The organism is Cohnella sp. GCM10012308 (assembly GCF_042649185.1).
Taxonomy (GTDB): Bacteria; Bacillota; Bacilli; order Paenibacillales; family Paenibacillaceae; genus Cohnella.
In genome coordinates, this window is sequence record NZ_JBHRYU010000063.1 from 1 (window position 1) to 20,846 (window position 20,846).

At 58.8% G+C, this 20,846-nt stretch carries 20 protein-coding genes; 12 read left to right on the plus strand and 8 right to left on the minus strand.

Going from position 1 to position 20,846, the window contains the following annotated elements:
* Positions 1-473: 473 nt before the first annotated feature.
* Both ACFOTD_RS33890 and ACFOTD_RS33895 read right to left on the minus strand, forming a co-directional pair.
* Positions 474-1,349, minus strand: a complete 876-nt coding sequence (locus ACFOTD_RS33890; protein WP_378124411.1) for an NAD kinase — start codon at positions 1,347-1,349, stop codon at positions 474-476.
* 89 nt (positions 1,350-1,438) lie between these two features.
* Positions 1,439-2,617: a nucleoside recognition domain-containing protein gene (locus tag ACFOTD_RS33895; protein ID WP_378124412.1), complete on the minus strand. Its 1,179-nt coding sequence runs from the start codon at positions 2,615-2,617 to the stop codon at positions 1,439-1,441.
* Between the two features lie 211 nt (positions 2,618-2,828).
* Here ACFOTD_RS33895 and ACFOTD_RS33900 point away from each other — a divergent pair, with 211 nt between their 5' ends.
* The 3 genes from ACFOTD_RS33900 to ACFOTD_RS33910 all read left to right on the plus strand — a co-directional run bounded on the left by ACFOTD_RS33900 (position 2,829) and on the right by ACFOTD_RS33910 (position 5,899).
* Complete coding sequence (locus ACFOTD_RS33900; RefSeq protein ID WP_378124413.1) at positions 2,829-4,328, plus strand: aminoacyl-histidine dipeptidase; 1,500 nt, start codon at positions 2,829-2,831, stop codon at positions 4,326-4,328.
* 441 nt (positions 4,329-4,769) lie between these two features.
* Positions 4,770-5,147: a globin domain-containing protein gene (locus tag ACFOTD_RS33905; protein ID WP_378124414.1), complete on the plus strand. Its 378-nt coding sequence runs from the start codon at positions 4,770-4,772 to the stop codon at positions 5,145-5,147.
* Between the two features lie 50 nt (positions 5,148-5,197).
* The gene (locus ACFOTD_RS33910; RefSeq protein WP_378124415.1) at positions 5,198-5,899 is read left to right on the plus strand and encodes a DUF2225 domain-containing protein; all 702 of its coding nucleotides are present in this window, start codon (positions 5,198-5,200) and stop codon (positions 5,897-5,899) included.
* 6 nt (positions 5,900-5,905) lie between these two features.
* On the opposite strand, the gene ACFOTD_RS33915 is transcribed toward ACFOTD_RS33910, so the two are convergent.
* Positions 5,906-6,142, minus strand: a complete 237-nt coding sequence (locus ACFOTD_RS33915) for a hypothetical protein (RefSeq protein ID WP_378124416.1) — start codon at positions 6,140-6,142, stop codon at positions 5,906-5,908.
* Between the two features lie 133 nt (positions 6,143-6,275).
* Here ACFOTD_RS33915 and ACFOTD_RS33920 point away from each other — a divergent pair, with 133 nt between their 5' ends.
* Both ACFOTD_RS33920 and ACFOTD_RS33925 read left to right on the plus strand, forming a co-directional pair.
* Positions 6,276-8,066 carry a M3 family oligoendopeptidase gene (locus ACFOTD_RS33920; RefSeq protein WP_378124418.1) on the plus strand — a complete coding sequence of 597 codons (1,791 nt, stop codon included), beginning with the start codon at positions 6,276-6,278 and terminating at the stop codon, positions 8,064-8,066.
* 492 nt (positions 8,067-8,558) lie between these two features.
* Positions 8,559-8,975, plus strand: a complete 417-nt coding sequence (locus tag ACFOTD_RS33925; RefSeq protein WP_378124419.1) for an O-methyltransferase — start codon at positions 8,559-8,561, stop codon at positions 8,973-8,975.
* Positions 8,976-9,037: 62 nt separating this feature from the next.
* On the opposite strand, the gene ACFOTD_RS33930 is transcribed toward ACFOTD_RS33925, so the two are convergent.
* Positions 9,038-10,126, minus strand: coding sequence for a permease (locus ACFOTD_RS33930; RefSeq protein ID WP_378124420.1), 1,089 nt, complete (start codon positions 10,124-10,126; stop codon positions 9,038-9,040).
* 579 nt (positions 10,127-10,705) lie between these two features.
* Between ACFOTD_RS33930 and trpS the strand changes: the two genes are divergently transcribed.
* A complete protein-coding gene (trpS, locus tag ACFOTD_RS33935; protein WP_378124421.1) occupies positions 10,706-11,713 on the plus strand; it encodes a tryptophan--tRNA ligase in 1,008 nt (335 codons plus the stop codon).
* A gap of 63 nt (positions 11,714-11,776) precedes the next feature.
* Here the strand turns inward: trpS and ACFOTD_RS33940 are convergent, their stop codons facing one another.
* Complete coding sequence (locus ACFOTD_RS33940; protein WP_378124422.1) at positions 11,777-11,962, minus strand: hypothetical protein; 186 nt, start codon at positions 11,960-11,962, stop codon at positions 11,777-11,779.
* 104 nt (positions 11,963-12,066) lie between these two features.
* Here ACFOTD_RS33940 and ACFOTD_RS33945 point away from each other — a divergent pair, with 104 nt between their 5' ends.
* A complete protein-coding gene (locus tag ACFOTD_RS33945) occupies positions 12,067-12,291 on the plus strand; it encodes an alpha/beta-type small acid-soluble spore protein (RefSeq protein WP_277539477.1) in 225 nt (74 codons plus the stop codon).
* 162 nt (positions 12,292-12,453) lie between these two features.
* Here the strand turns inward: ACFOTD_RS33945 and ACFOTD_RS33950 are convergent, their stop codons facing one another.
* Positions 12,454-13,437 carry a metal-dependent hydrolase gene (locus ACFOTD_RS33950; RefSeq protein WP_378124424.1) on the minus strand — a complete coding sequence of 328 codons (984 nt, stop codon included), beginning with the start codon at positions 13,435-13,437 and terminating at the stop codon, positions 12,454-12,456.
* Positions 13,438-13,532: 95 nt separating this feature from the next.
* On the opposite strand from ACFOTD_RS33950, the gene ACFOTD_RS33955 reads away from it, so the two are divergent.
* A complete protein-coding gene (locus ACFOTD_RS33955) occupies positions 13,533-13,829 on the plus strand; it encodes a hypothetical protein (protein ID WP_378124425.1) in 297 nt (98 codons plus the stop codon).
* On the opposite strand, the gene gerQ is transcribed toward ACFOTD_RS33955, so the two are convergent.
* Positions 13,826-14,281, minus strand: a complete 456-nt coding sequence (gerQ, locus tag ACFOTD_RS33960; RefSeq protein ID WP_378124431.1) for a spore coat protein GerQ — start codon at positions 14,279-14,281, stop codon at positions 13,826-13,828. The two genes, ACFOTD_RS33955 and gerQ, sit on opposite strands and share 4 nt — an antisense overlap.
* Before the next feature lie 389 nt (positions 14,282-14,670).
* On the opposite strand from gerQ, the gene cyoE reads away from it, so the two are divergent.
* Together cyoE and ACFOTD_RS33970 are read left to right on the plus strand one after the other, a co-directional pair.
* Positions 14,671-15,540 carry a heme o synthase gene (gene cyoE / locus ACFOTD_RS33965; RefSeq protein ID WP_378124426.1) on the plus strand — a complete coding sequence of 290 codons (870 nt, stop codon included), beginning with the start codon at positions 14,671-14,673 and terminating at the stop codon, positions 15,538-15,540.
* A 5-nt stretch (positions 15,541-15,545) separates the two neighbouring features.
* Positions 15,546-16,268, plus strand: a complete 723-nt coding sequence (locus ACFOTD_RS33970; RefSeq protein WP_378124427.1) for an SCO family protein — start codon at positions 15,546-15,548, stop codon at positions 16,266-16,268.
* Positions 16,269-16,372: 104 nt separating this feature from the next.
* Here ACFOTD_RS33970 and ACFOTD_RS33975 read toward each other — a convergent pair whose 3' ends face one another.
* Entirely contained in the window at positions 16,373-16,732 is a 360-nt protein-coding gene (locus ACFOTD_RS33975) for a DNA primase (protein ID WP_378124428.1), read from the minus strand.
* Positions 16,733-16,923: 191 nt separating this feature from the next.
* Here ACFOTD_RS33975 and ACFOTD_RS33980 point away from each other — a divergent pair, with 191 nt between their 5' ends.
* Positions 16,924-18,687 (plus strand): ABC transporter ATP-binding protein, encoded by a 1,764-nt coding sequence (locus ACFOTD_RS33980; RefSeq protein ID WP_378124429.1) that lies wholly within the window; start codon positions 16,924-16,926, stop codon positions 18,685-18,687.
* A 103-nt stretch (positions 18,688-18,790) separates the two neighbouring features.
* Positions 18,791-20,551 (plus strand): ABC transporter ATP-binding protein, encoded by a 1,761-nt coding sequence (locus ACFOTD_RS33985; protein WP_378124430.1) that lies wholly within the window; start codon positions 18,791-18,793, stop codon positions 20,549-20,551.
* Positions 20,552-20,846 lie beyond the last annotated feature (295 nt).

A 20,846-nucleotide genomic window follows, 5' to 3' on the forward strand; every position in this document is an offset into this window, starting at 1 on the left:
GACTTTTATAACAACCGCAAGATGCACGGCAGTTTAAAGAACATGGCTCCAACAGAATTTGCGGCATGGGTCAAGACATTGGAAGACGCTTCAGACTATTACAGATCGGTGTAATCGCGCGAAATAACGAGCTGCGTTATGAAATTGGAATCATTGTGGGGTATGACTCCAGTTTTAGGGGGCCTAGCCGATAATACATGTATTTTTAACTAACCAAACGCATTCGATGAAATGCCTGCAAATATGCAGGTAATTTCAAAGCACATGCCGGAAATCCGACCGATGCAGGAAAAAACCTGCGTTTTTGCATCTTTTCTGTGCCGATGAGTTGAAATCGGCAAAAAGGATGCATACATGCAGGCATTGCGGCGTAAGCGCGACGCGGGCGGGCGACTCTGCGCTGCTTCCGCCCCGCGCCGGGGAGCGACAGAGAAGCGGCGGGCTATGCTGCAGGCAGTACTCCCTTTGTCGGCTTACTTGTTTTCTTGCTCGTTCTCGTTTTCGCTTTCGTCCAGGCTGCTGAACTTCTTGCGCGGGAAATTCTGGCTCAAAATCTCCTTGGGCGATCCGATAAACGCGTTGCGGACCCGGTTCCAGAACGGATGCGGCCGATAGCGGGCAAAGTGGATTTTCTCCTCGGCGACCCTGCAAATAATCGAACGGACGCCTTGGAAACGCAAGGTCAGATGGTCGACGAGCAGCGAGAGGTCGTCGGAAGGATCGGTCACGATGTCGCAATGATGATGCTTCGGGAGGATCACGGACGACCCGAGCGTACGGTAAATCCGGTTGTTGATGGACGCCAGCTCCGCGATCTGCAGCGCTTCGAGCGACGGGTGGAGGATGGCGCCGTGCACGCTCTTGTTGTAGCCTGTACTGCCCGAAGGCGTGGATACGACGATACCGTCCCCGCGGAACATCTCGAAGGGCTCGTCGTTAATGTTAAGCTGGGCGACCAGCGTGCCGCCGGGCCGTTTGAGCGTGAATTCGTTCAGGGCGAGATAAGACTTGGTCTCCGTATCCGTGACGACCTGAATGTTAAGCAGCGGGTAGCTGACCTTCTGCGGCTCGGTGGAAGCGATCAGCGTGACCAGCTCCTCGAGCTCGTTTTTTTTCCAATCGGCATAAAATCCAAGGTGGCCCGTGTGCACGCCGACGAAAGCCACGTCCTCGATATGGTTAGCGAAGGAATGGAAGGCCTGCAGCAGCGTACCGTCGCCTCCGATCGAGACGATCAGATCCGGATTGCCGGGGTTGGACGTCAGCCCGCGTTCGCGCGCAAGCTTGTGGAACGTCTCCGCAAGTTCGCGGGACAGCGAATCGCCCCGGTCGAGCAGCGCATATTTCAATGTAATGCTCCTTCCCAGCTTAAGCGCTCAATCGTTGTCTGACATAGATGATAAACAATATCCGCGCTTAAGACAATGCCGCCCGGCACTCAGCCTGCGTAAAGCCAGGGCCAGAGCGCATACACGAGCGCGACGCTCAGCCCCGCGTGCAGCAGCCGCGAACGCGCGAACGGGCCGTATCGCCAGCCGGTGCGTCCCATCAGTCCGGCGACCTGCGCGTGCACGGACAGGCCGGCCCACGACAGGACGAACGCTGCGGCCGCCACGCGGTCGATCAAGGCGGCAGGGATGCCGTCCGGCCCGGTGCCGGCCGCTGCCGCCGCGTTGCCCAGCGTTACTTCGAACGCGCCCTGCACGAAGGCGCCGGCGAGGCCGGGCTCGAGGCCGAAGATCTGGAGCATCAGGACGATGGCGTGTTTCAGCGGAAGCAGCAGCCCGCTGTGCAGAAGCAGCTGGAGCGTAGCCGAAAAGCAGACGACCAGTCCGCCGACGACGATCATAAGGGCGAGCGAGGACTTTACGGCATGGTTGAGCACGATGCCGAACGGCCGTCCGTCCGCCATTCGCGCCTGGTGCATCGCCAGGATCGCCTGCTTGATTCTGCCAAGTCCGAGCCTTGACTCTTGAAGCCGATCGCCGGCGGCGGATGAAGGCCTCTCCGCGGCCTTTCGCGATCTCTCCTCCAGCTCCAGATCCGGTTCCGGCTCGTCCTTGCGCCACCGCAGCAGCAGTCCGAGCAGCATCGCTCCGCCGTAGTGCGCCGCGGCCAGAACCGGCACAATGTCGAGCCGTCCGAAAAATCCAAGGCAGACCGCGCCGATGAGAAAAATCGGGTCGCTGGTCGTCGTCATCGCGACCAATCGCTCGCCTTCGCCGCGACTGAGCAGGTTTTGCTCCATGAGCTGGGAGGTCAGACGCGCCCCAATCGGGTAGCCGGCGCCGAAGCTCAGCGCAAGCACGAAGCCGCCGGCCCCCGGGATTCGGAACAGGGGGCGCATAAGCGGATCGAGCAGCGTGGCGGCCAGATGGACGATGCCGAAGCCGAGCAGCACCTCGGACAGCACAAAGAAAGGAAACAAAGCAGGAAATAAGACTTCCCACCAAACGGACAGGCCTTTGAGCGAAGCTTCGAGCGCGACGCCGGGCATAAGCAGCGCGAGCAATCCGATGAGCAGAACGCAGGCGCCTACCCCGGTTAAGGCTGCCAGCCTCAGCCCTCTCCGGATTAAGCCGGCACTGCCTTTTCGCGACAAGATGAAGTCGGACACGAGCGCACTTCCTTCCCTCGACCAAGCTACCCTCTTGTCCGAGTATATGCGCGGCTCGCCGCAAAATTTCATGGGCGGCGCAAATGCGTTTCTCAGGGCCGATGTTGCTTAATGGGAGCGGCTGCTATATATTGCAAGCGTAAGCCTATCGGCGCGGCTTGCCGCGCGGGCATTTTCCGATAACGAATCGACAGCGAGGAGGCTGAAGCGATTGAGCGGCGAGAACGTCCAATCCAGGCTTTATAGGGGCGAATGTCCCGTTATACCATACTTCGAGGCGTTGTCAGCCATACCGCGGAGCTCGGGCCATGAACAGGCTGCGAGCGACTATGTGGCAGCATTCGCGAGGGCGCGCGGCTTTGAAGCCGTGCAGGACGCTTCCTGGAATCTGATTATTCGCAAGCCTGCTACGCAAGGTTACGAGCAAGCGCCGCCGGTCATCGTGCAGGGGCATCTGGACATGGTCGGAGAAAAAAACGAGGGTGTGGCGCACGACTTCCTGAACGATCCGATACGGCTGCGGGTGGACGGCGAATTCATGACGGCCGAAGGCACGACTTTGGGCGGGGACAACGGCTTGGGCGTCGCCTTCGCGATGGCGCTGCTGGACGATCGCGGCGCAGCGCATCCTGCGCTCGAGATCGTGCTGACGACGGAGGAAGAGACGTCGATGAAGGGCGCGAGAAAACTGGATACGGCGCTGCTGCGCGGCCGAATGTTGATCAACCTGGATTCTGACAGAGAAGGCATTCTCTACGTCAGCAGCGCCGGCGGCGCGAGAGCTTACCACACGGTGCCCGTCGCATGGAAGGAGGCGAACGGGGCGGGATGCGCCGGGCGACTCCGCGTATGGGGACTCGTCGGCGGCCACTCGGGCGACGATATCGTCCACGAGCGCGCCAACGCCTGCGAGCTGCTCGGCCGGGTGCTCGACGGCTTGCGCAAGCGGCTGCCTTACACCATCGCGGACGTGCGGGGCGGCTTGGCATCCAATGCGATTCCGCGGGAGGCCGAAGCGTCCTTGTACGTGCCGCCGGCGCAATGGGCGGAAGCCGAAGCGGCCGTAAAGGAATGGGAGGCGCATTTTAGAGCTGAGTATGCGGTCGCCGACCCGGGCGTGAGCGTCTCCTTCGAAGCGGGCGGTCCCGGGACGGCTCAAGCGGATGGAGCAGCGCAGGTCTTTTCCGAAGCCTCGAAAAGCATGCTCGTCGATTCGCTGCTGCTCGTCCCGAACGGCGTCCTCCGCATGGACAAGGCGATTCCGGGTCTGCCGCGCACGTCGACCAACGTCGGTACTGTGAAACTGACTTCCGAAGGCGTGCGGTTCGAGAGTCTGGTGCGAAGCTCGCTAAGGTCGGAGCTCGACGCGGCCATGAGCCGGATGGAGGCGCTCGCCCGCGCGATCGGCTGCGGCTTCGAGGCTGGCGATTACTACCCCGGCTGGCCTTATCGGATGGCATCGCCGCTGCGCGACGTTTTTCTGGACGTCTATGCGCGCGTATACGGAAAGCCGATGGAGGTAAAGGCGGTGCACGCCGGCATCGAATGCGGCATTCTCGCAGACAGGATTCCCGGCTTGGATGCCGTATCCTACGGGCCGGACCTTTTCGACATCCACACGCCAGACGAGCGGTTCAGCATCTCCTCCGTCGAGCGGACGTGGAATTATTTACGCCAGGTACTGCAAGCGTTGAACAATCCGTCCCACTGAGCAACCGTAGAGGCCTCTCCATTCCAGGGGAGGTCTCTTTTGGTACCGCGTTCTCGCAAGAAGAACTGCGATTAGGCATCAATTATTTTTTTTGTAAGCGATTGCAAAAAAGTAATGTCGCTGTTACATTCGTGTGGTACAATAGAACCAAGCTTTCCAGATTGCTTCAGGGAGTGATGAACATGGCAGGAATCGTCGCTGGGCTCCTCATGTGCGCTTTCGTGTATGTCATTCGGGAGTCGCTTAGCGGTCCCGAGGAAGAGATTTAACTCCCGGGTCACCGGTTATCTTACTTCATTCGATCGCCCGCCGAGGGCGATTTTTGTTTTGTGCAAAAACAGCAAAATTAGGATAGAAGTCTTAAGTCTTTGTGGTATAATTGAGGGACCTCAGGAAGTAAGTCCCGATACCCGCAAATGAATCGGGAGGAGATTGCAACCTATGAACTACGGAAGCGTGTATGAAGCGATTGGCGGAGCGGCTACCGTCCGCAAGATGGTCGAAGGATTTTACCCGAAGGTGCTGCAGCATCCGTTGCTCGCACCGTTATTTCCGGAAGACATCACGCCTGTCATGGACAAGCAGTACATGTTTCTCACGCAGTTTTTCGGGGGACCTGCTTTATATTCCGACGCCTATGGACATCCGATGATGCGGGGAAGGCACCTGCCGTTTCCGATCACGCCTGCGAGAGCCGAGGCATGGCTGGATTGCATGCGGCGCTCGCTCGACGAGACGGAGCTGTCCGAGGAACTCAAGGCCTTCGTGCTCGACCGGCTGTCTGGTCCGGCGCATCATTTTGTTAACACCGATGAGTAACTGACCGTCTCGCGCGTTCGCCGGGACGCGTCCCACATGGAGGGATTGGGATGGAACCCCTGTACCAGACCAAGGTTGCATGCGTATGCTGCGAAGCCGAATTCATGACCTCCAGGGTAAGACCGAGCCTGAAGCGCGCGATTCGATCGGATACGGACTTTTGTTCTTATTTCAAATCGGTGAACCCCGATTATTATGTCGTCCGCGTATGCCCGTACTGCGGGTACGCCTCGACGGAAAATTCAAGCCAGCGCCTCGTGGACTGGCAGCGGAACGCTTATCTCGAGCGCATCGGCAAGCATTGGAAGTTGAACGATTACGGCGGGGAGCGCAGCGCGGCGGACGCGCTGGCGTGCTACAAGCTCGCGCTTCTGACAGGACAGACGATCAAGGAAAAGGATCGCGTCGTGGCGGGCATTTTGCATCATATCGCGTGGCTGTACCGCTACGAGGGCAATGGGGAGCAAGAGCGCAGATTCCTGCAGTACGCGCTTGAAGCCTATATCAAGACCTATCAGTCCGAGCGCGAGCTGATGAACAACGCCCGGCTGCTGTACCTGATCGGCGAGCTGAACCGGAGGCTCGGCCATTTTCACGAAGCGGTCAGATGGTTCAGCCGCGTCATCCACGACAAGAGCATCCTGGATTCGGCAATGATACGCGCCTCGCGCGAAGGATGGCAAGCCGTCCGCGAAGAGATGTCGGGCAGAGGCGCCGAGCTGCCGGAAGAGATGCAGCGGATCGGTAGCTGAAGGCGGTCAAGCGCGAAGCGGCTTGTTCGCAAGCAGGTAATCGCTGTCGGCGTCTACGAGCTGAAGTCTCGACCGGCAGCAGGGCATTACGATCGTACGCTTCATGAGACCGCCGCGCAGCTGGTCAAGCTCCTCGGGCTTCATCGGCATTCGAACGTGGGATTGGCCGCAGAACGGGCATTCGGAAGCGTACACCTCGTTCATCTGGATGTCGTAAGGCAAGCTGTTGCGAAATGGAATCATGATCTTCTCCTCTCCTCTCTGGCAAAACCGTGTCCATTAACGATACAATAGTTGGGACGGGCTGACAATGTCCGGGTGCCGGAAGCTAACGGTACGCGGATCGCCGGCAACGCAAGAGAGGACGGGATCGAATATGACGGACAGCTACTCCCTGATTTGGGATCTGGACAAAATTTTCTCCGGGGGTTCCGAATCCCCGGAATTTGCTGCGTTCTCCGATGTGCTGGAAAAGGAAACGGGCGCGCTGCTCGCTGAACTTCAAGCCGCCGGCGAAGGCGAGGCTGCGAAGGAAGAAGCGTTGAACGACTGGACGACGAAGCTTCAAGACTTGATGGCCCGGCTGAGAGAGGCATTTTCCTACGTAGGCTGTCTGTCGGCGCAAAATATGGAGGACCGCAAGGCGACCGCCTGGACGGAGAAGCTCCAGACTTTGTCCGCCAAGCTAGGCCAGGCGCTCGATCTGTACGATGCGGCGCTGGCCCTGATACCGGATGAACGGCTCGAGGCTTGGATCGCCTCGGAAGCCGTTTCGGAGATCGCCTTTGTCATCCGCGAACGCCGGGATTTCGTCAAGGAAAAGCTGCCGCCCGCGCTTGAGGCTCTCGCCAGCGAATTGGCCGTCGACGGCTACCACGGCTGGGGCGAGAATTACCAGACCATCGTCAGCCGGATTGCGATTCCATGGGAGGAAAATGGCGCGGTCAAGACGCTGTCCGCAGGGCAGGCCTTCAACAAGCTGTCGCATCCCAGCCAACAGGTGCGCGACGAGATGGGCGCCAAGTGGGAGGCTGCATGGGCCGGACAGGCGGACTTGGCGGCGGATTCGCTGAACCGGCTTGCCGGCTTCCGCCTCAAGCTGTATCAGGCGCGCGGCTGGCAGGATCCGCTCAAGGAGCCGCTGCTGATCAACCGGATGAGCCGGGATACGCTCGATGCGATGTGGGAGGGCGTCTCGGGCGGGATGGAGCCGCTCAAGCGCTACATGGCTGCCAAAGCCCGTCTTCTGGGCAAGGAACGGCTAGACTGGCACGACGTGTCGGCGCCGGTGGGCGCGGAAGGCGGCGCGATCGGCTACGACGAAGCCGCGGCGCTGATCAAGAATGCTTTCGGCAGCTTCTCTCCTGCGCAAGCCAAGCTTGCCGAGCGTGCGTTCAGCGGGCGCTGGATCGAGGCCGAGGACCGGACGGGCAAGCGGCCGGGCGGCTTCTGCACGGACTTCCCTTTGACGGGGGAAACGCGCATTTTCATGACCTACTCGGGAACGCCTGACAACGTCTCGACGCTGGCTCACGAGCTGGGTCATGCTTATCACGACGTCTGCGTGGACGGTTTGCCGCAGTTCGGACGCAACTACGCGATGAACGTCGCCGAGACGGCGTCCACGTTCGCCGAAGGGCTCGTCAGCGACGCGCTGCTGCGGGCGGCCGGCAGCGACGCGGAGCGACTGTCGCTGCTAGACGAGCGGCTGCAGCGGGCTTCGGCGTTCTGCAACAACATCAGAGCGCGGTTCCTGTTCGAGACGCGATTCTACGAGGCGCGCAAGAATGGGATGCTCGACGTTAATGCGCTCAACGAACTGATGGTAGCGGCGCAGAAGGAAGCGTTCGGGGACGCGCTGTCGTCCTGGCATCCGCACTTCTGGGCGGCCAAGCTGCACTTTTATGCGACCGACGTGCCGTTTTACAATTTCCCGTATACGTTCGGGTACTTGTTCAGCACCGGCATCGCGGCCGTTGCGGAAGCCGAAGGTCCGAGCTTCCACGAGCGCTACGACCGGCTGCTGCGGGATACGGGCCTCATGACGGTCGAGGAACTCGGCCGGCGCCATCTGGGCGTCGAGCTCGACAAGCCGGCGTTCTGGCAGGCTGCCGTTCGTCGCGCAACGGCTGACGTCGAGGCGTTTGAAGCGCTGTGCGCGCGTTGATTGGTCGAGGTGTCGGTCGCGGCCCTAGGTAGTCGCGTGGTATAGTGGAGATATACGCGTTGTATGACGACGCGCTCGCCGGAGATACGAATGATGCCGAGATAGGCTTCGGTAAAGGTAGCGGAAGAACCGCACACATTGAGTGTGCGGTTCTTTGCGTTTTTTCGGGAATGTCGCCTTAGCAAGGGCATTCCGCGGGCATAAAAGAACTCAACGCCTGCCGTATAGCAGGAGATGGTCGGTCTATGGGCATGAATGGGTTCAACGCCTGACGTGGTGCCGGCGTTGGCGAACGTAATCGTTGGCTTCGTCATCTTCCATTGTGAAGAAAAAATGTTACAACATCTCAAAATAATAAAAAAATGCATGATTTAGTCGAATATTCTAAATTTTTTGTTGAAATAGTTCATATACTTGCCTATAATGATGCTTAAGTCGCAGGGAATACATGGCGACAATGGTTTGTATATCCCATATAAGAGGAGGAGAATTATGGTTTATGAGTTTGAAGTCCCGCTCGCGAGGCAAGTGGAGATGGCGATTCGGCAGATGGAAGGCGAGCTGAAGGGCATGACGGCCGGTACGATCGTTCTGCAAGTCCGCAATGACACGGTAGGTAAGTTCGGCATTCGCCATCTGCCTGTCGATCTGGCGGAACGCCGGGCAACTGGAGATGCCAAGCCGGAAGGGCTGACGGATGACTCGATCGGCGAGCTGCGGAAGGCGGCAGTGGAGTCGATCAAGCGCAAGAAGAGCTGGACCCATGGCGAAGTTACATATGATTTTGTGATCAAGCAAGGCAAACTATACTTAAGCGTAATGTTCGAATCCAACTATAATATGGCAAATGTTTTATTTCATGTGAATCATAAAAAAATGGGGAAAAAAGATCGATCCGGCGAGCATTGAACGGGGAGATTAGCGAATAGAAGAGGCAAGCGCCGTAGCGCTTGCCTCTTCTTTGAATGCTTTCATTTCAACCACTGCAGCCGTTCGGCAGCAACCGAACCGGCTAGTACGAGCGCGAAGACGAGCAGCGCAAAGCGGATCACGAATCCTTTTCGGAAGACGGACAGCATGACGGTCAACCCTTTGAGATCGATCATCGGCCCGAATACGAGGAAGGCCAATATTGCGCCAGGATGGAACAGACCATCTAAAGGCGCTGCCACGAAGGCGTCGGATGTAGAGCAAAGAGAAAGCAGGAACGCGAAGCCCATCAAAAAAATATGGGACATCCAGTTATGGCCCGCGGCTGCCTCTAACGTTTGCGCCAGCAGCACGGTTTGGACAAGCGCTGTCAGCGCGGCTCCGATTAGTAAATACTTGCCCATATCGCGAAGATCAATCATGGCGTGCGAGAAAATGGACGAAAGGGCACCCGTCATACGCGCCTGCAAACTCGCCCCTTCACGCACCCCGTGCCCATGTCCGTGCCCGTGCCCATGTCCGTGCCCGTGCCCATGTTCGTGCTCATGCCCATGTCCGTGCCCGTGCTCGTGCCCATGCCCATGTCCATGATCGTGCGAGCAGCCGCCGGCGCTCTCATCCTCCCTGAGCGGGCTGCGCCGCAGGAAAAGCAGCAGGGCCGTCCCGGCGGCGAGCGCGACGGCCAGGGCGAGCAGCAGGCGAGCGAATGCCATCGACGGATCGCCCTTGAAGGCGGCGACAGTGGATACGAAGACGATTGGATTAACGACCGGTCCGGCGATGATGTAGACGATGCCGATATAGGCGGGCAGCCCTTTGCGGATCAGGCGCCGGGCGACGGGGATCATGCCGCATTCGCACAGCGGGAGCGCAAGGCCGAGCAAGCTGCCGAACAGGACGCCGCCCATGCGGCTTTTGGGCGCGACGGCGCGGACGAGCTTGTCGCTGACGAAGGTTTCGAGCGCCGCGGAGACCAGCGCCCCGAGCAGCAGGAAGGGAAAGGCGTCGAGCAGGACGGAGAAGAAGGAACGAAAAAACACGGAAGGCCAATTCGGGTTCAGCTTCCAGACGACGTATAAGCATCCTGCGGCTGCCGCCCAAGTCGCGCCTCGCAGTGCGGTTAAGGTCATGGCTATGCACGCTCCTCTCCGTTCGGACGCGCGCGGGCCATCGCCTTGCGAGGCCGGAGAGCCGCGCCAGCGTCAACGATTACAAATATGCGCGTCTTGTCCCGTTCCAGAACCGCAAATTGACAAGCTGCTCCGACGGCCTTTGCCGACAAATTTAACAGCGCCCATCGATGGTTGACATCTCTCGCGCCTCGCGTATAATGAACGATAACATACGAGGCGTTGATGAGAACAAGTAAGCGTGGCAAGGAACTTCAGAGAGCCGGTGGCTGCTGCGAACCGGCGTTCCTCCAAGGCCGAATGGATCTCGGAGCCGACTGGGAAAAGAACCATTGCTTTACTCGGGCCAGCTTGCTGGCTTGACGTGCAAGGCTTCCCATCCAGTCCGTCCGTTCCCCGTTACCGGAACCAAAGGCTCACGCCGGCGCGCTGTCCTCTATTGGCGGCTATGATCGACGCGAGCGAATTAAGGGTGGCACCACGACTTCTTCGTCCCTTTGACGAAGAGGTCTTTTTGCGTTTCAATGCGAGCTTGCAAGGCAAGCCCCGTATCCTAACGAAGCGAAGGAGCAATGGACAATGAGCGATGCAAACGGAAAGAAACGCGTCCTCTCGGGCATCCAGCCGAGCGGACAGTTGACGCTTGGCAACTACATCGGCGCGATGAAAAACTATGTCTCGCTGCAGCATGAATGCGACAGCTACTTTATGATCGTCGATTTACACGCGATTACCGTGCCCCAAGAACCGGCAGCGCTGCGCGAAAATACCGAATCGGTAGCGGCGCTGTACCTGGCGGCCGGCATCGATCCTGCGAAAGCCGCGATTTTTGTCCAATCCCACGTGCACGAGCATGCCGAACTGGGATGGATGATAACGACGCTCTCCTACATGGGCGAGCTGGAGCGGATGACGCAATTCAAGGACAAATCGGCTGGCAAAGAGGCGGTCGGAGCGGGCTTGTTCGTTTATCCGCCGCTGATGAGCGCGGACATTCTGCTCTACAAAGCGGATCTGGTGCCGGTCGGGGACGATCAGAAGCAGCACTTGGAGTTGACGCGCGATCTGGCGGGACGCTTCAATCACCGTTTTGGCGAGACGCTGGTCGTGCCGGAGCCGTTTATCCCGAAGGTGGGCGCACGCATCATGTCGCTCGACGACGCCACCAAAAAAATGAGCAAGAGCAATCCGAATGCGGGCAGCTACATCGCGCTGCTCGATCCGCCGGACGTGATCCGGAAAAAGCTCTCGCGCGCGAAAACCGACCTCGGCCGCGAGGTCGTCTACGATCCGCAAAACAAGCCGGAGATCAGCAATCTCCTCAGCATATACGCGAACTGCTCGGGAGAGTCGATCGAAGACATTCAGAGCCGGTACGAGGGCAGAGGCTACGGGGACTTCAAAAAAGATCTCGCGGAACAAGTCGTCGGCGTGCTTGAGCCCCTGCAGCGCCGTTATGCCGAGATCCGGTCCTCCGGCGAGATTCACCTCATTCTTAGGCAGGGAGCGGAGAAGGCGAGCGTCGTCGCCGCCAAGACGCTGTCCGAGGTCAAGGAAGCGATGGGCTTCCTGCCGCCGCTAAAATAAACAAAAAAGGCCTGCAATGCCCTCGAAGGAGGCTTGCAGGCTTTTTTGTGCGTCTTCGCGCGATTAGCGTTGCCTGATCTCCTGACGTCTTGCGATCTTGGCCTTCAGCGTAAAGCCCCAGCCGATGAAGCCGAACGCCAGCACGGCCAGGCCCGACGCGAGCCAACCGTTGTAATCGATCGATATCGCGGTACCCAGCAATAGCAGCATCGAGACGACCGCAAACAATAGTCCCAAAGGTTTGTTCAAAATGTGTTCACCTCCGAGTATAGTTTTCTTCAAGCATAGCATAATAACAACGCAAGCTTGCAACCAACACCACTCTAAGCAGGACGAAGGGAGAAATATCAATCATGGCAAGCAATAGCTCCGGTTCCCGTAATCAAGTTCTGGTCCCTCAAGCAAAGGCTGCGCTGCAAAGCATGAAGACGGAAGCCGCTCAATCCCTGGGCGTTCAAATTCCGGCTGACGGCTACTACGGCAACGTAACGTCCCGCGACGCAGGCTCCCTTGGCGGCTATATCACCAAGAAGCTGGTCCAAATGGCCGAGCAACAACTTTCCGGTGGCAGCCGCTAACATCCGTTAGCTCACCGAAAGCCCGAGGCAACCCCTCGGGCTTTTATTGTGCGCTTAACTGGCGCCGAGGTCAACCGTTGCAGGCAAAATTGCACACTGAAAAGCAAAAAACAGACGGCTTGCGGCCGTCTGATCGCGAATCGAGCACATATTCTTTTCCGGTCAATAAGCATTCATGCGAAGCCGCTTCTCCAGGCGATCGTCGCTCAACCAACCGACATAGGATTGAAAGACCTTATAGGAAGCATCCATCATAACCGTCGCGACAAAAGGATACTGCTTGCGGTGGCGATACCGGATATCGATCCAGCGTACTTCGTAGCCCCAAGGCTGCTCTCGGACTTGCGCGCATGGGAAGGGCGTGACATTCAGCAGGGCCTGCACGTCCTTGTTCTTTTTGGATGCCTCGACTGCCGGGTGAATGTCGCACTTCGTATGATCGATCCAGCGCACGGCGCCTTTGTCCCATTCGCCGATGGCGAACGTGCAGTCCGTAGATTGACGAACCAGGTTCCAGCGATGCAAATTCAGCGTAGGCAGGAGCGTGTATTGGTCGCCCTCGCGCCGTTCGGGGTCCAATGCAGGGATGCGTGACGACAAGCGCCGATGCACGACGCTCCGCCAGGCATAATAAATGGCCAGCAAGCCGTACAACACGGGAAATACGACGGTAGGTCTCGCCCAGCCGGTCAACCAGAGCAGAATGGCGACCAGATGCGCGCCGAAGATGAAGGGATCGAAAATATGGATGATATTCCAAGCGATCCATTTGCGCGTCACGGGCCGGAACGCTTGCGTGCCGTAGGAGTTGAATAGGTCGCTCGTCACATGGATCATGACGGCGAGCAGCACCCACAGGCCGATATGCCACCACGACACGCTGCGGAAAATGAGGGAGAGCGCGAGCGTGATCAGCACGGTCCAGCCGGCGACGGCAGGAAAAGAGTGGGACATGCCCCGGTGGTTTTTGATATAATCGGCATTGCTCTTAAAACGCAGCACGGTGTCGAAATCTGGGGCTTGGGAGCCCGCGATCGTGCCGATCAGCACCGCGACGGGTCCGTACGGCTCGGAGGCGACGACGGGATCGATCAAGGCGAGTCCGCCCAGTCCGAGCCCAAAAACGAGATGCGTCCCGGAATCCATGACCATGATCTCCTTTGCCGGCAAATTAGCCGCGTGACGCGGCATCGGCTTAGTATGGGCGCCGCACGATTTAAATATGAGGGGGGAGATACCGGATGACGTTAATCCTGTTTTGCGAATACAGCATTCCGGAAGCGCACAGGGAGCGTTTCCTGGCTTGGGCGCGCGAAGCGCCGTCGAGATGGGAAGGAGCGGAGCTCGCGGAAAACCGGGAGCAGCCCGGCGTATTCGTGGAACTGCGCAGGCCCGCAGACGAGCGGGAAGCGTCCGAAATGAAAAAAGAACGCCTCGAAGGGCGTTCCTGGTCGGAGATGGAGGTCTGGGTAAAAGGGGGACGCGAGGGTCTGAGGATATGGACCTTCGCGCCGGTTGCTGCCGTAACGGCCGATTAGCGGCGGGGAACCGGATTGCTTGCCGTGCCGAAGGGCAAATTATAGTTAAGCGGCTCGTCGAACGTGATGTAATCGAGGTTCAGCGTGAGCAGCAGGAAGCGCATGCCGGTTGCGGGATCGCTGATGATGATGTGATCGCGGCCCGCCGCTTCGAGGACGCCCTTGAAGATTTTCGCGTTCCACTCGCTGTTGTTCTCGTAGGTCATGTAAAGGGTGGCCACTTTGCCGAGGTTCATGCGCAGGATGTTCTCGACGTAGGATTCCTCGCGGCCGGGAGCCGGGATGAATGTGGTGACCGGCAGCGCGGCCGGCGGCGTCATGTTCGCGGGCATCGAGCCCGTCGGAACGGCAACCATGCCGGAAGGCATTGCGGGCATCGCGCCCATATTTGGTTGAGCGGCATTCATTGCGTTCATCGGCATTTGCGGCATGTTTCCTTGGGGCCAAGCCATGCGATTGTACAAGGGAGATCCTCCTTTAATTGGGGGCGCCTGGGCGCGGATTAATAAACGAGTGGGCAATCGGACTGGAGCGGGACGTAGAAATCCATCTGTGTGTCTGAACCGCAGCGTTCCACGGCGAACCCTCGCCTGCCCGGTCGCCTGGGCGAATGTCTCCATACAATGTATTGCGCCCATGGGCAAAGTGTGACAGCCGGCGACAATGCTTTTTGACGCTTTGAAGGCGGTCGAATGTCCAGGGGATGGCGCGCAGGTGGCGATTTGATGAACAGCCGCGCGCGAACATTGTCAAGGTGTGCAGATTTGGTTATCATCTAATAGAAGGAAATAGATAAACGTTTCGGCCGTTCGCGGCTTTTTATGTTTGGAGGAGGCTCACCGTGTTCAAAGATCTTGTGGCCCTGACCAAGCCGCGCATCATTCGTCTTAACCTCGTCGCGGCATTTGGCGGGTTCTGGGTCGCATCAAGGTGGCAAGTCCAGAGTTGGGACTTTTGGCTGGACCTGATCTGGATGCTGATCGGCACGACGCTGACGATGGCCGCGGCTTGCGTCTTCAACAACTACTGGGACAGGGACTTCGATACCAAGATGTCCCGCACGAGCGATCGTGCGCTCCCGCAAGGACGACTATCCCCGGGCTTCGTTCTTGGCTATTCGATCACGCTGGGCGCGCTCGGGATCGCAACGCTGTTTCTCCTCGTCAATCCGCTCTGCGGCTGGCTGGGACTGCTTGGCATGTTCGTCTACGGCGTCGTCTATACGATCTGGCTGAAGCGCACCTCCACCTGGAGTACGTCGATCGGCGGGATCTCCGGCGCGATGCCGCCCGTGATCGGTTACTGCGCTGTGACCGGCCAAGTGGACGCTGGCGCTTGGATTCTGTTCGCGCTCTTGTTCCTCTGGCAGCCTCCGCACTTCTGGTCGCTGACGATTCGTCGCGTGGAGGAATACCGCGCAGCCGGCTTCCCCGTGCTTCCGGTCGTGAAGGGCATTCTTCGCACCAAGTGGCAGATGATTCCTTACATTCTGCTTCTGCTGGTCGCATCGATTTTGCTGTATACGTACGATTACGTCGGCATTTATTATCTCGTGCTGTCGGTCGTCATCGTCGGCGCCTGGCTGATCCACGCCATATCGGGACTCGTGGCGAAGGATACCGAGAAGTGGGCGAAAATGGACTTTCTGTTTTCCGTTAACTACCTGATGATTATGTTTCTAGTGATGATACTCGATACGAACGGAGTGTAGCGTACATGTCTCAAGAGTTCGAAGGACCCGGCGTATCCGGGAATCAAGATCGACCCGGCGCGGGTCCGGCGCCCCTGAACGTCAATCCGAATGGTACGGTTCAGGTCAAGCCGGCGAAGCCTTGGTATGTGCGCTACGGATTTTCGCTGGCATTGTTCGCGCTGCTGCTCGTGCTGATCGCATGGCTGCTCATCCGTCAGCAGCAGGCGGACAAGCTTCCGGACCTGGGGGCCGCGCCCGACTTTACTTACCAGGATATCGACGGCAAAGATGTCAGCATGAGCTCGCTCGACGGCAAGGTGCGACTGGTTTACTTCTTCTTCACCAATTGCCCGGACGTATGCCCGCCGACAACGTTCATGCTCTCCCAGGTTCAGGACAAGTTTAAGGCAGAGGGAGAGTTCGGCAAAAACGTCGATATCGTCTCCGTAACGATCGATCCGGTCCGCGATACGCCCGAAGCGCTGCGCGTGTTCGGAGATAAGTTCCACGCCGACTACACCGGCTGGAAGTTCCTGCGCGGCGACGAAGCAGAGACGGCGGATCTCGCTTCCAAGTATGGCTTGCTTGCGGTCAAGGATGCGGACGGATTTTTCTCCCACGCCAACCTGATCGTCCTCGTCGACAAGAAGGGACGCATGCGCGATCAGATCTTGCCCGAATCGTCTCAGGTTCCGAACTCGGCGACGGCTGACGATGTGTACGCGAAGGTCAAAAAGTTGATGTAAAACCGAAAAAGCACCCCTTAGCGCGCCGTTCGCGGCGCCGAGGGGTGCTTTGTTTTGCGATGACGTTTCTCATGGGGCAAGGGGCAGCGTGGCGACGCGAATTGTCATTCCCGCCACTTGTCGGTATCGGGAGCCGGGTACAATATGAACTCCTCGAGTCCCGCCTTTTCCAGCTGCTGGATCAGGTACTCTTCGGGCGTACCTTCGACGCCGGCATACCCGCGCCTTGTGTAGATATGATCGGCATCCGGGAATATGTCGCGGAGGACGCCCCGGATGCGCCGGCCGGAAGAATCGTTGTCCATGTACAGGTACACATGCCGGCGGCCGATCGCCTTGCGCAGCGCCTCGATCCGGCTCGTGCTGAGCGTGCCGAACGTGCAGTGGATCGGCACTTCCGGGGACAGGACGCGCGCGAGCCGGCTTCTGTCGTTTTTTCCTTCGACGATGATGGCAATGTCCAACGCGGTGGCGCCTCCTCGTGTCGCGAACAACCGTGTCGGCACCGGTTTCCGCCGTCTGTATTTGTTTTATTGTACCACAGGGTCCGGGTATTCTAAGCGTAGGACGGGACAGGCATGTTTGAGACCGCTGTCAAAAAGTTTTAGAATAGGGCCTATACGAAGAACCATCTCTCACCGGGAAGTGATGCAGGTTGAAGCCAAAGCGGATGCTCAGGGATTACATCAAGTCGAAATGGCATGTGTACGGGTTCGCCATCCTGCTCATCGCGGCGGGCAATGCGATCCAATCTTACTACCCCAAGCTGCTCGGGAGCTTCACCGACCGGCTGCAGCAGGGAAGTCTGTCGCACGATACCATCGTCGATTACAGCCTGCGGCTGCTGGCTGTCGGCGTCGCGTTCGGCGTATTGGCCGGAGCGGGGCAGTATGTCGTCATGCGGCTAGGCAGATTGTACGAGTTCGACATGCGCAAAAAGCTGTTTGCCCACTTCACGACGCTTAGCGAGCGGTTCTACTCGAGGAACGGCGTCGGCAAGCTGCTCAGCTACGTGATGAACGACGTGACCGCCGTCCGGGAATCGATCTCCATGGGCATCAACCAGACGACGAACGCGACGGTCCTGATCCTGTCTGCGATGGTCATGATGACGCTCAGCGACATTCCGCTGTATCTCGTGCTCGTCTGCGTGCTCCCGCTGCTGCTGATTCCCTGGATCGTGACGCGGTTCGGGCCGGTTATCCGCAAGCGTTCGCTGAATGTCCAGGACTCGCTCGGCAAAATGACGGAGTCGGCGGAGGAGCAGTTCGGCGGGATTCGCGTGACGAAAAAGTTCGCGGCCGAGGAGACGATGAACCGCCGCTTCGGGGAGACGGTCGATCGTATTCGCGACAATCAGCTGCGGCTGGTTCGCGTTTCATCGCTGTTTCAGGCGATAATTCCGTTTCTGGGCGCGCTCTCCATGATTGTGACGATCGCCTACGGCGGTTACCTGACGATCCGCCATACGATCACGCTGGGCAACTTCGTCGAGCTCACGCTGTATATCCGCATGATGGTCGCGCCGCTGCAGTCGATCGGCAACGTCATCAACACGATGCAGCGGTCGCGCGCCTCGCTCGAGCGGATCGGCGACCTGATGACAGTGGAGCCTGATATCAAGGAAACGGAAGGGGCCCGCCATCGCAGTCTCGATCAGGCTGCAATCAGCATTAGGCAACTCAGCTTCGCATATCCCGAAGCGGAGCGGCCGTCGCTGCGCGATATCAGCCTCGACATCGCGCCGGGCCGGACGCTCGGCATACTGGGCAAGACGGGCAGCGGCAAGACGACGCTCGTCAAGCTGCTGCTGCGCGCGTACGATCCGCCGCCCGGCACGATTCGCTTCGGGGGCGCGGACATTCGGGATCTTACCCTTGAGAGTCTGCGGGCTCAGATCGCTTACGTGCCCCAGGAAGGATTCCTGTTCAGCACGACGATTCGCGACAACATCGCTTTTTACAAACGGGATACGGAGCTGCCCACGGTTGAAAAAGCCGCCAGGCAGGCGCAGATCTACGGCTCGATCGCCGAGCTGCCGGAGAGCTTCGACACGAGATTGGGCGAGCGGGGCGTCACGCTCTCCGGCGGTCAGCGCCAACGGACCGGACTTGCCCGCGGTCTAATCAAAGACGCGCCGGTGCTCATCATGGACGACAGCGTCAGCGCCGTCGACGCGGTCACGGAGAAGCGGATCATCGACGGCATCCGCAAGGCCCGCAAGGGCAAGACGAGGATCATTATCGCGCACCGGATCAGCGCGCTCAAGCATGCCGACGAGATCGTCGTCATGGACGAAGGTCGTATCGTGCAGCGGGGCACGCACCTGGAGCTGCTGGCGCAAGCGGGCTTGTACGCGACCTTGCACGCCATTCAGGAGGAGGGAGGCCGCGAAGATGCAGAACCGACCGCCCGCTGACAAGAGACCGTCTGCTGATCAGAGACCGTCTGCTGGCCAGAGACAGTCCGAAGATCAGCGACAATCCGCTGACAAAAGGCCGTCTGCGGACAGTAAGCCCCCCGTGGACCAGAAGGCCGCTTTCCGCGCTTTTTTCGGATACGTTCGCCCGCACCGGTTTTCGTTTCTACTTGTTTTCTGCTGTACGGTGCTGGCCATTGCGGCCGATCTGGCGCAGCCGTATCTCGTCAAAGTCGCCATCGACGACAACATTTTGAAGGGACGCGACGACTTCGGGACGCTGCTCGTAATCTGCGCGATCTACCTGGGACTAGCGCTGTCCGGCTTTCTTTTTACGTACTTGCAGAACAATCTGCTGCAGTATCTCGGGCAGAACATCATCGGGCGCATCCGCAAGGATCTGTTCGCGCATATCGGCAAGCAGTCGATGTCTTTTTTTGACCGGATGCCGGCGGGCAGCCTGATCACGAACGTGTCGGGCGACACGGAGACGCTGAACCAGTTTTTTTCCCAGGTGCTCCTCAGCCTCGTGCGCGACGGACTGACGCTTGTCTTTATTATCGTCATTATGTTCCAGCTTGACGTCACGCTTACGCTGTACTGTCTCATCCTGCTGCCTGTCATTGCTTGTATCGCAATCGGATTCCGGACTTATATGAGAAAAACGTACCAGATCTCGCGCGCGGCGCTGTCGCGTCTGATCGCGTTCGCGGCGGAAAATCTGGCGGGCATGAACCTGATCCAGGCGTTCCACCAGGAGCGGGAGCAGCAGAACCGGTTCACCGACAACAACCGGACCTATCTGCGTGCCAATCTGCGCGAGATCCGCACTAACGTGCTGTTCAACCGGTCGTTCGATATTCTGGGCAGCCTGTCCATCGCGCTTGTCACCTGGCTGGGCGGCGTAGCGGTATTTAACAGCGCGATCGAGTTCGGCGTATTGTACGCGTTCATTACGTACATTCGCCAGTTTTTCCAGCCGATCAGCACGATTACGTCGCAGTGGAACACGCTGCAGTCGACCACCGTGTCCGTCGGCCGCATCTGGAGTCTGTTCGCCGTCAAGCCGGAGATCGAGGACGCGAAGCAGACGCGGGCGCTCGCGCATGATCAGGTAGCCGGACGGATCGACTTTAACCATGTCCGCTTCGGCTATCGACAGGGCGTGCCGGTCCTGCACGATCTGGATCTGCATATCGCGCCCGGCGAGATGATCGGCATCGTCGGCACGACCGGCGCGGGCAAAAGCTCGCTGATCAGCCTGTTGTGCCGTTTCTACGACGTATGGGATGGAGATATCCGCATCGACGGCACCGACGTCAGGACGCTGCCGCAAGCGTCGCTCCACCGTCTCGTCGGGCTCGTGCAGCAGGAGCCGTACTTGTATTCGGGCAGCATCGTCGACAACATCCGCATGTTCGACGAAGAGATCACGCGCGAGGAAGTGATCCGCGCCTGCCGGTTCGTCGGGGCTGACGATCTGATCGGCCGGCTCAAGGACGGCTACGACACGATGCTGTCGGAGCGCGGGAGCGGGCTGTCCGCGGGTGAGCGGCAGATGATCTCGTTCGCGCGGATCATCGTGTTCAAGCCGAAGATCCTCATTCTCGACGAAGCGACGGCGAACCTGGATTCGTACACCGAGCACCTGATCCAGCGCGCGCTGCGGGTCGTATCGCGGGAGCGGACGACGCTCGTCATCGCGCACCGGCTGTCGACGGTCATGCGGGCGAACCGCATCATCGTCATGAGCGGCGGCCGCATCGTCGAATCGGGCAGCCATGCGGAGCTGCTCGAGCAGCATGGATACTATGAGGAGCTGTACCTGCATTCGCAGGGCAAGGAGGAGCTCGGGACGGGGTAAGGAGGCGCGCCGGATAAAGGTAGGTTGCAGCCGGGGGCGAAGTCTGATTGGAAATAAGGATGTGGCACATCGCTATTGTGAGGTAGAGCCCGGATTTTTGCGAAATAAGGATGTGGCACATCGTTATACCGAGGTAGCGCGTCTGATTTTGCGAAATAAGAATGTGGCTGCAGCTAGAATAAAAAGTGGACACCTACTCAAGCGAATTATGATAATAGAAATATCGAGGAGGTGTTCACTTTGGGTGAACAGCGGCAACGGTTTAACGAAGAGTTCAAACAGCGTACAGTGAAGT